This window comes from Bradyrhizobium sp. YR681, from assembly GCF_000282615.1.
Taxonomy (GTDB): Bacteria; Pseudomonadota; Alphaproteobacteria; order Rhizobiales; family Xanthobacteraceae; genus Bradyrhizobium.
In genome coordinates this window covers 1-9366 of the sequence record NZ_AKIY01000010.1, presented here as the reverse complement: position 1 = coordinate 9366, position 9366 = coordinate 1, and the positions used below count along the sequence as shown (strand labels likewise).

Below are 9366 nucleotides of genomic sequence, written 5' to 3'. Positions count from 1 at the left end.
CCCCGCCGCATCGTGGCGGGCCGGATCGAATCCGGCAGCCTGATCGCCGGCGACGAGATCGTGATCATGCCGGCCGGCAAGATTGCGAAGATCAAGACGGTCGAGAGCTGGCCGGTGACGCCGGTCGCGGGCCGGCAGGGCGCGGGCCGCTCGGTCGGCATCACGCTCGACCGCGAATTGTTCATCGAGCGCGGCGACATCATCGCGCATGCGAGCGCCGCCCCGCGCGAAACGCGCCGGCTGCGCGCGCGGATTTTCTGGCTGCACGACAAGCCGCTCGCCAAGGGCGACCAGCTGCTGGTGCGCTGCGGACCGAAGGAAAGCCGCGCCACCGTCGTCGCCATCGAGAAGGCCGTCGATCCCGGCGAGCTCTCCAGCACCGAGAACAAGGCGATCGGCCGCAACCATGTCGGCGAGATCGACATCTCCCTGTCGAATCCGATTGCCACCGATCCCTATACCGAGAATCCGCGCACCGGGCGCCTGGTGATCGAGGTCTCCGGGCGGATCGCCGGCGGCGGCCTGGTGCTGTCGGTCGATGCCGGCCAGCGCGCCGTGCCCGTCGACATCGTTCCGGTGGAATCGGCCTTGCGCCTCGACGAGCGCTCCGCGCGTTACCGCCACAACGGCGCGGTGGTCTGGCTCACCGGCCTGCCGGCCTCCGGCAAGTCGACTCTTGCAAAAGCGCTGGAGCGACGGCTGTTCACCAACGGCGGCTCGCCGATCCTGCTCGACGGCGACACGTTGCGTGCAGGCCTCAACAGCGATCTCGGCTTCTCAGCCGCCGACCGCAGCGAGAACATCCGCCGCCTCGCCGAGGTCGCAACGCATCTGGCCCGCAACGGCCATATCGCGATCGTCGCTGCGGTCTCGCCCGCCCGCGAGGACCGCGCCACCGCGCGCCGCATCGCCGACACTGCGTTCCGCGAGATCCATGTCGCAACGCCCGCCGGCGTCTGCGAGGAGCGCGATCCCAAGGGCCACTACAAGAAGGCCCGCGCCGGCGCGCTGGCCTCCTTCACCGGCATCGGCAACGACTATGAGGCACCGCAGGCCGCCGAGCTCGTGATCGACACGTCGACGCGAACGGTTGCCGAGGCGGCTGACGAGATCGAGCAGATGCTGAAGACATCAGGCGTGCTGTTCGATGAAGTCGTGGACCTCGCCGCGAATATTTGAGGCGCCTTATCGCGCCACATCATCGGAGTCGTCCCGGCGAAGCCCGGGACCCACCGCGTGATCTGTCGGTGGGGATGAGGTGCGAATCCCGGGCTACTGATCTTCGCCAAATTTCTCCCTGTGGTTATGGGTCCCGGCCTTCGCCGGGACGACGCCGGGGAGAGATCGCGCCCATTGCTTTGGCATTTGACGCCTAGGTGCCTCCCTCGCCGGCTACCCCGACCTTCCTTGACATTTTGACAGACGCCGGGGGCCTTCTCACCGCCCCGATTTTGGGGCTAATAAGGCCCCGAAAGCTGCTCCCTTGGAGCGCATTTTGCTGCTGTCGGGTCAAAAGCAGCCAAAAACAGCCATTTCCAACAAGAAAGACCATCATGAAACGCGTCGACGCCCACGGATTGAAGATCGCCCCCGTCCTGTTCGATTTCATCGCCAAGGAAGCGGCCCCGAAAACGGGGATCGCGCCGGACGCGTTCTGGGCCGGAGTTGCAGGCATCATCAAGGAGTTGGGGCCGAAGAACCGGGCGCTGCTGGCGGTGCGCGACACGCTTCAGGCCAAGATCGACGACTGGCACCGCGCCAGCAAGGGCAAGGCGTTCGACCTCAATGCCTATACCGCCTTCCTGAAGGAGATCGGCTATCTCGTCCCGGAGCCGGCGACGCAGAAGGTCGAGACCGCCAATGTGGATGAGGAGATCGGCAAGATCTGCGGCCCGCAGCTGGTCGTGCCCCTCACCAATGCGCGCTACGCGCTGAACGCGGCGAACGCGCGCTGGGGCTCGCTCTATGATGCCTTCTACGGCACCGATGCGATCCCGCACGACCCGTCCGAGGGCGGCAAGGGTTACAACAAGGCGCGGGGCGACAAGGTGATCGCCAAGGCCAAGGCCTTCCTTGATGCCGCCGTGCCGCTCGCGACCGGCAGCCACACCGACGTCACCGCCTATAGCGTGGTCGCGGGCCAGCTCGCGGTGAAGCTGAAGAGCGGCAACGCCACCGCGCTGAAGAACGCCGCGCAGTTCGCCGGCTTCCAGGGCGATGCGGCCGCACCGAGCGCCGTGCTGCTCGCCAACAACGGCCTGCATGTCGAGGTGACGATCGATCGCGGCAGCGCGATCGGCAAGGACGATCCGGCCGGGGTGGCCGACATGGTCATGGAGGCCGCCGTCTCCACCATTCTCGATATGGAGGACTCGGTCGCCGCGGTCGATGCCGAGGACAAGGTGCTGGTCTATCGCAACACGCTCGGCCTGATGAACGGCACGCTGTCGGCCGATTTCGAAAAGGGCGGCAAGACGCTGACCCGTTCGCTCAACGCCGACCGCAGCTACAAGACGCCGGACGGCAAGGGTGAGATCAAGCTGCACGGCCGCAGCCTGCTGCTGATGCGCAATTGCGGCCACCACATGTTCACCGACGCGGTGCTGGACGAGGCCGGCGAGGAAGTCCCCGAAGGTCTGCTCGATGCCGCCGTCTCCGGGCTTCTTGCCATTCATGACCTGAAAGGCAATTCCAAGACCAGGAACAGCCGCACGGGATCTGCCTATATCGTCAAGCCGAAGATGCACGGCCCCGACGAGGTGTCGTTCACCTGCGAGATCTTCGACCGCGTCGAGAAGATGCTGGGCCTGCCCGAAAACACGCTCAAGGTCGGCATCATGGACGAGGAGCGGCGCACCACCGTCAACCTCAAGGCCTGCATCCAGCGCGCCTCCAAGCGCATCATGTTCATCAACACCGGCTTCCTCGACCGCACCGGCGACGAGATCCACACCTCGATGGAAGCGGGTCCGATGATCCGCAAGAACGAGATGAAGGCGCAGGCCTGGATCAAGGCCTATGAGGACTGGAACGTCGACATGGGCCTGATCGACGGTCTTCCCGGCCATGCCCAGATCGGCAAGGGCATGTGGGCCGCGCCCGACAAGATGGCGGACATGCTGACGCAGAAGCTCGCCCATCCGCAGGCCGGTGCCACCACCGCCTGGGTGCCCTCGCCGACCGCAGCGACGCTGCACGCGCTGCACTATCACCAGGTCAACGTGACCGCGCGCCAGCAGGAGCTGACCAAGGGCGGTCCGCGCGCAAAGCTCGAAGACATCCTCACCATTCCGGTGTCGAAGTCGAACTGGGCCCCTGACGACGTCAAGCAGGAGATCGACAACAACTGCCAGGGCATTCTCGGTTACGTCGTGCGCTGGATCGACCAGGGCGTCGGCTGCTCCAAGGTGCCCGACATCCACGATGTCGGCCTGATGGAAGACCGCGCCACCTTGCGCATCTCCAGCCAGCATCTCGCCAACTGGCTGCACCAGGGCGTCATCACCGAAGCGCAGGTGATGGAATCGCTCAAGCGCATGGCCGTCGTGGTCGACAAGCAGAACGCTGGCGATGCCATCTACAAGCCGATGGCGCCCGCCTTCGACGGCGTCGCCTTCAAGGCCGCCTGCGACCTCATCTTCAAGGGCCGCGAGCAGCCGAACGGCTACACTGAGTACATCCTTACCGCGCGCCGCCGCGAAGCGAAGGCGGCCGGCTAGCCGGTTGTTCGAACACCAAAAGCCCCGGCGCACGCCGGGGCTTTTTTGCTTTCACTAGCCCGGATGGAGCGAAGTGCAATCCGGTACCGGCGCGGCTTCGGACAATCCCCGGATGACGCTGCGCTCCATCCGGGCTACGGCATCTCGCTAAAACACCGCCAGATATTTCAGCAGCGACACGATGCCGATGATGATGACGACGACGCGCGCGATCTGCTTTGCGCGGCCGTCCATCGGAAGCATGTTGATGAGATAGAGTACGAGAATGACGACGAGAAAGGTGACGAGGACGCCGACCAGCATTGCACAACCCCCTTCAGGCAAATTGCTAACGGTGTCCTAACGCACGTCTCTCGCGCCGGTTCCATTCCAGCAACCCATTACAACTTCTGGTAAATGCGTATTTCTACCGGTCGGGTCCCTGCCTAAAACTTTACCCTTTTCCTTTCAGATGCGGAAACCGTTTGGGCCGCGAGCCGAAAACGGCATGCGATTGCTGATCTGCCGCGCCTCCGTTTGTCGATGTTGCCGGGCGCCTTCACAAACTTTGAAATGGGAATTTGGGGGGACTTCCGATGCTCAATCGTCTGACCGTGTCTGCGCTGCTCAAAGCGGTGATTGCGATCACGTCGATCTGCGTGGTGATCGCACTCTCGCTCACCGCCTACGAGTCCTGGGATCGCCTCAAGACCGCCAACCGCATCTCGCAGATCGCGGACGCTTCCGCCGACCTGTTCAAGGCGATGCACAATCTGCGCACCGACCGCTCGACCACCAACCGGCTTCTGAACTCGACCGAGCCGATGGACGCCGAGATCGAGAAATATCTGCGCGCGATCCGTGACGCCGAGATGCCCGCCATGGCGCATGCGCTGGAGCTGCTGCCGACTATGGAATTTGCGCAGTCCGGCACGCTCGTGCCGGAGCTCGCACGCCTTTTCAAATCGGCAAGCGAGCAGCAGAAGCAGTTCTGGGAGGACGTCGCCAAACCGAAGGACCAGCGCCGCGCCGGCCTGCCGAAGGAATACATGGAGACGACGCAGGGCCTGCTCGACACGCTCGACAAGCTCTCGAACGTCCTGGCCGCGACCGTCAACCACCAGGACGCGGTGATCGACCAGCTCCTGGCCATCAAGCAGAACGCTTGGCTGCTGCGCAACACCGGAGGCGAGGCGTCGCTGATCATTTCGACCGGGCTCAATGCCGGCCGTATCACGCCGGAGATCCGGCTCAACTACACCCAATTCGTCGGCGGAACGGCCGCGATGTGGAAGGCACTGGAACTGTCGACCTCCGGAATGCAGTTGCCGCCGGCGCTGTCGTCGGCCATGAGCGCGGTCAAGAGCGCCTATTTCGACCCGCAATATCTGGCGCTCCGCGATCGCCTGGTGAATGCGCTCGCCAGCGGCGAAAAGGCCGAGATGACCGCCAATCAATGGACGCCGGTCACGGTGGGCCGCCTGTCCAGCGCGGTTGCCGTCGCCGAGACCGCCCTCGACGCCGCCAGGAGCCATACGCTGGACCAGCGCAGCTCGGCTCAGCGCGCACTCATCGTGCAGCTCGCACTGCTGGCGCTCGCCATCGGTCTTGCGGTCGGTGCGATCATGCTGGTCAGCCGCCGCGTCATCCACCCGCTCAACACCATCCGTGACGCCATGCTGAAGGTCGCCGGCGGCGACCTTGCCGTCGACAGCGGCTATCTCGACCGCAAGGACGAGATCGGCGCGCTTGCCGGCGCGCTGGAAACCTTCAAGCAGCAGGCCATCGACAAGCTCAAGATCGAGGAGCAGGAGCGCGATCGCAATGTCGGCGCCTCCGCGCGCCAGCGCGCCATCGAGACCTATGTCGGCGAGTTCGAAGGCGCGGTGCGCAAGACGCTCGGGGAATTGACCGAGGCCTCCGGCGAGATGCGCAAGACCTCGGGCGATCTGTCCGCCGTGTCGCGCCAGACCAACGACCGCGTGCAGGTTGCGGGCAAGGCCTCCAATGACGCCTCCATGAGCGTCGACAGCGTGGCCGCCGCCGCGGAGGAACTCTCGGCCTCGATCAACGACATCAGCCAGCAGGCCGCCCATGCCGCGGGCATCGCCAGCCGCGCCGTCAACCAGGCCCGCGAGACCGACGGCACCGTGCAGGGACTGGCACAGTCCGCGGGGCGCATCGGCGAGGTCGTCGGATTGATCAATACCATCGCGGCGCAGACCAATCTGCTCGCGCTCAACGCCACCATCGAAGCTGCGCGTGCCGGCGAAGCCGGGCGTGGTTTTGCGGTGGTCGCCTCCGAGGTGAAATCGCTGGCAAGCCAGACCGCAAAGGCCACCGAGGAAATCTCCGGCCAGATCGCCGACATTCAGAGGGTCGCAACCGACGCCATCAACGCGATCCAGACCATCGGCGGCATCATCGGCGAGGTGAACGAGGTCGCGACCGCGATCGCCGCCGCCGTGCAGGAGCAGGGCGCGGCGACCCAGGAGATCACCCGCAGCACGCAATTCGCGGCGCAGGGCACCAAGAACGTCTCGGACAACATCACCGGCGTGAAAGCGGATGCGGATGCCGCCGCTGCGGCCGCGGACAATGTGAAGCACGCCTCCGAGATCCTGGAGAGCCAGAGCCGCCAGCTCGGCGAGGACGTCACCGGTTTCCTCGGCAAGATCCGCGCGGCGTAAGGCTGCGTCCCATCTGGGTCCACCAACGTCATCCTGGCTTTCGCCAGGACGACATTGGAGGCGCGGCACGCCTCAAATGCCGTTAGCCGCCCGCGCTGCCGCCCATCCTTAACGGCCCGTAGTTATACGGCAGGGCCACTGCCTAAGTTTTTACTCTTTTCGGGCCAAATGCGACGGCGCCTGCCGCGGGCAAGCGCGCATTGCGTGCATCCCTTTGGTTTTCGAAGTTCGTAGGGGGCTGCCGTTTCGGGGCAACGAACTTCGAAAATGCGTACCGGGGTGTCCGATGCTGAATCGTTTGACCGTATCTGCGCTGCTGAAAGCGGTGATCCTGTCCACCGCGCTTGTCGTCGTCATCGGATTCTCATTCAGCGCATGGAGCTCCTGGACCCGGCTTCAGGAGGCCAACCGGATCGTCGCGGTCTCGGCGGCCTCGGCCGAAGTGTTCAAAGGGATGGCCAACATCCGGGCCGACCGATCGACCAGCAACCGCCAGCTCACCTCCGACGTCGCCATGGACAAGGACATCGAGAAGTACATTCGCGAGGTCCGCGACGCCCTGATGCCCGCCCTCGCCCGCACGCTCGAGCTCCTGCCCACCACCGATTTCGCTCAGCGCGACACGCTGCTGGCCGACCTTGGCGCGCTGAACAAGACATTGCTCGCATTGCAGGCTGAGTTCTGGACCGAGGTCGTCAAGCCCAGGGCCGAGCGCCGCGCAGGCCTCGCCAAGGAGTATGTCGCGACCGAGGACACGCTGATGGCGTTGCTCGACAGGCTCTCCGGCGCTCTCGCCGCGAGCGTCAACCATCAGAGCGCGACGATCGACCAGCTCCTGACCATCAAGCAGATGGCCTGGCTGCTCCGCAACACCGCGGGTGAATCCTCGCAGATCGTCGGCAACACGCTCAACAGCGGCAAGATCGCTCCGGACGTGCAGCTTGCCTACACGAAATATATCGGCGGCACGGAGGCTGCCTGGACTGCGATCGAGCTTGCCGCATCGGGCATGCAGTTGCCGCCGGCGCTTACCGCGGCCATGACGGAAACCAAATCGGTCTATTTCGACCCGCAATACGCCGCCACGCGCGACGGTATCATCGCGACGGTCGCGAAGGGCGAGAAGCCGTCGATGACCGCCAACCAGTGGAGCCCCTATTCGGTGCCGCGGATGATGACCGCGGTGAAGCTCGCCGACGCCGCCCTGCAGGCGGCCAAGGATCACTCCGCTGCGCAGCGCGCGGCCGCGGTACAATCGCTCATCTTCCAGATGGCGCTGCTCATCACCGCCATCGTCCTGACCGGCGCCGCGATGATGGCGGTCAGCCGCCGCGTGATCACGCCGCTGCACCGGATCCGCGACGCCATGCTCAAGGTCGCCGGCGGCGATCTCGGCGTCAACAACGGCTATCTCGACCGTCACGACGAGATCGGCTCACTGGCCGGAGCGCTGGAGACGTTCAAGCAGCAGGCGATCGACAAGCTCAAGATCGAGGAGCAGGAGCGCGAGCGCAACGCCGGCGCCGCCGCGCGCCAGCGCGCGATGGAGACCTATGTCGGCGAGTTCGAGGGCGTAGTCCGCAAGTCGCTGGGCGAGTTGAGCGAGGCGTCTGGCGAGATGCGCAAGACCTCGGGCGACCTTTCCGCGGTGTCGCGCCAGACCAATGAGCGCGTCGAGATCGCCGGCAAGGCCTCGAACGAGGCCTCCACCAGCGTCGACAGCGTCGCGGCGGCCGCCGAGGAGCTCTCGGCCTCGATCAACGACATCAGCCAGCAGGCGGCCCACGCCGCCGGCATCGCCAGCCGCGCCGTCAACCAGGCCCGCGAGACCGACGGCACCGTGCAGGGGCTGGCGCAATCCGCAGGCCGTATCGGCGAGGTGGTCGGCCTGATCAACACCATCGCGGCACAGACCAACCTGCTGGCGCTCAACGCCACGATCGAGGCCGCGCGCGCCGGCGAGGCCGGGCGCGGCTTTGCGGTGGTCGCCTCGGAGGTGAAGTCGCTGGCCAGCCAGACCGCGAAGGCAACCGAAGAAATCTCCGGCCAGATCGCCGACATCCAGAAAGTCGCAGGCGACGCCATCAACGCGATCCAGGCCATCGGCGGCATCATCGGCGAGGTCAATGAGGTCGCCACCGCCATCGCGGCTGCCGTGCAGGAGCAAGGCGCGGCGACGCAGGAAATCACCCGCAGCACGCAATATGCGGCGCTGGGCACCAAGAACGTCTCGGACAACATCACCGGCGTGAAGGCCGACGCCGATACCGCCGCCGGTGCCGCCGAGAACGTCAAGCAGGCCTCGGAAACGCTGGAGACGCAGAGCCGCCAGCTCGGCCAGCAGGTCAGCGATTTCCTGGGCAAGATCCGCGCGGCATAGGGCACACCGCCACGATACCCTCGGCGTCGTCCCGCGAAGGCGGGGCGGTGTCAGAAGGGCCCCGCCCCTACTCCTTCGCCACCACTGGCACCTGGCGGAACCTCGCGCGCACCGAATCCGGCAGCGGGGAGAAGTTCATCGCGACGCCGCGGCGGTCATTGGCGTTGCGGCTGGCGACGACGAGGCCGTCGGCACCGGCGACGATATCGCCTCTGCGCAAGGTGGGATCGGCCTCGGCCTTGATCTGGGACAGGCCGACCGGATCCTTGCCGTTGCAGCTGCAGCCCGAAACAATCTCCTTGCGGTAGCGGAACGCGTTCGGCAGGTCGGCGTAAGATTTACCGCTCTCCGTCGTGGCGTCGTCGATATTGCTGCCATAGACCAGCGAGGTCTCCGACGTCGGGCAGAAGCTCTTGCAGGATTGTGCCTTGCTTTCGGCGTCACTTCCCTGCGCCGGGAAGTAGCGGCCATCGCAGCCACGCACGCAATAGGCCGTGCCGCCGCCATAGGCGGCGCGCTGGCGCGGCGCGTCATAGCGCGACATGTCCTCATTCGCGAACGGCATCTGGATTTGCGGCGGCGGTCGCCTGCCAAAACC

At 65.6% G+C, this 9366-nt stretch carries 6 protein-coding genes; 4 read left to right on the top strand and 2 right to left on the bottom strand.

All coding sequences use genetic code 11. From position 1 onward, the window contains the following. On the top strand, positions 1–1179 hold a 1179-nt coding region (gene cysC / locus PMI42_RS01215), incomplete at its 5' end, for an adenylyl-sulfate kinase (protein ID WP_008129809.1). 374 nt (positions 1180–1553) lie between these two features. After that, the gene (locus tag PMI42_RS01210) at positions 1554–3719 is read left to right on the top strand and encodes a malate synthase G (protein ID WP_008129806.1); all 2166 of its coding nucleotides are present in this window, start codon (positions 1554–1556) and stop codon (positions 3717–3719) included. A 147-nt stretch (positions 3720–3866) separates the two neighbouring features. Here the strand turns inward: PMI42_RS01210 and PMI42_RS39875 are convergent, their stop codons facing one another. Further along, positions 3867–4022 carry a Thivi_2564 family membrane protein gene (locus PMI42_RS39875; RefSeq protein ID WP_007599832.1) on the bottom strand — a complete coding sequence of 52 codons (156 nt, stop codon included), beginning with the start codon at positions 4020–4022 and terminating at the stop codon, positions 3867–3869. Positions 4023–4294: 272 nt separating this feature from the next. On the opposite strand from PMI42_RS39875, the gene PMI42_RS01205 reads away from it, so the two are divergent. Further along, positions 4295–6388: a methyl-accepting chemotaxis protein gene (locus PMI42_RS01205; RefSeq protein ID WP_008129796.1), complete on the top strand. Its 2094-nt coding sequence runs from the start codon at positions 4295–4297 to the stop codon at positions 6386–6388. A 286-nt stretch (positions 6389–6674) separates the two neighbouring features. Continuing rightward, positions 6675–8768, top strand: coding sequence for a methyl-accepting chemotaxis protein (locus PMI42_RS01200; protein WP_008129794.1), 2094 nt, complete (start codon positions 6675–6677; stop codon positions 8766–8768). Between the two features lie 67 nt (positions 8769–8835). Here PMI42_RS01200 and PMI42_RS01195 read toward each other — a convergent pair. Next, the coding region (locus PMI42_RS01195) for a DUF2865 domain-containing protein (protein WP_008129792.1) at positions 8836–9366 on the bottom strand (531 nt) is incomplete at its 5' end.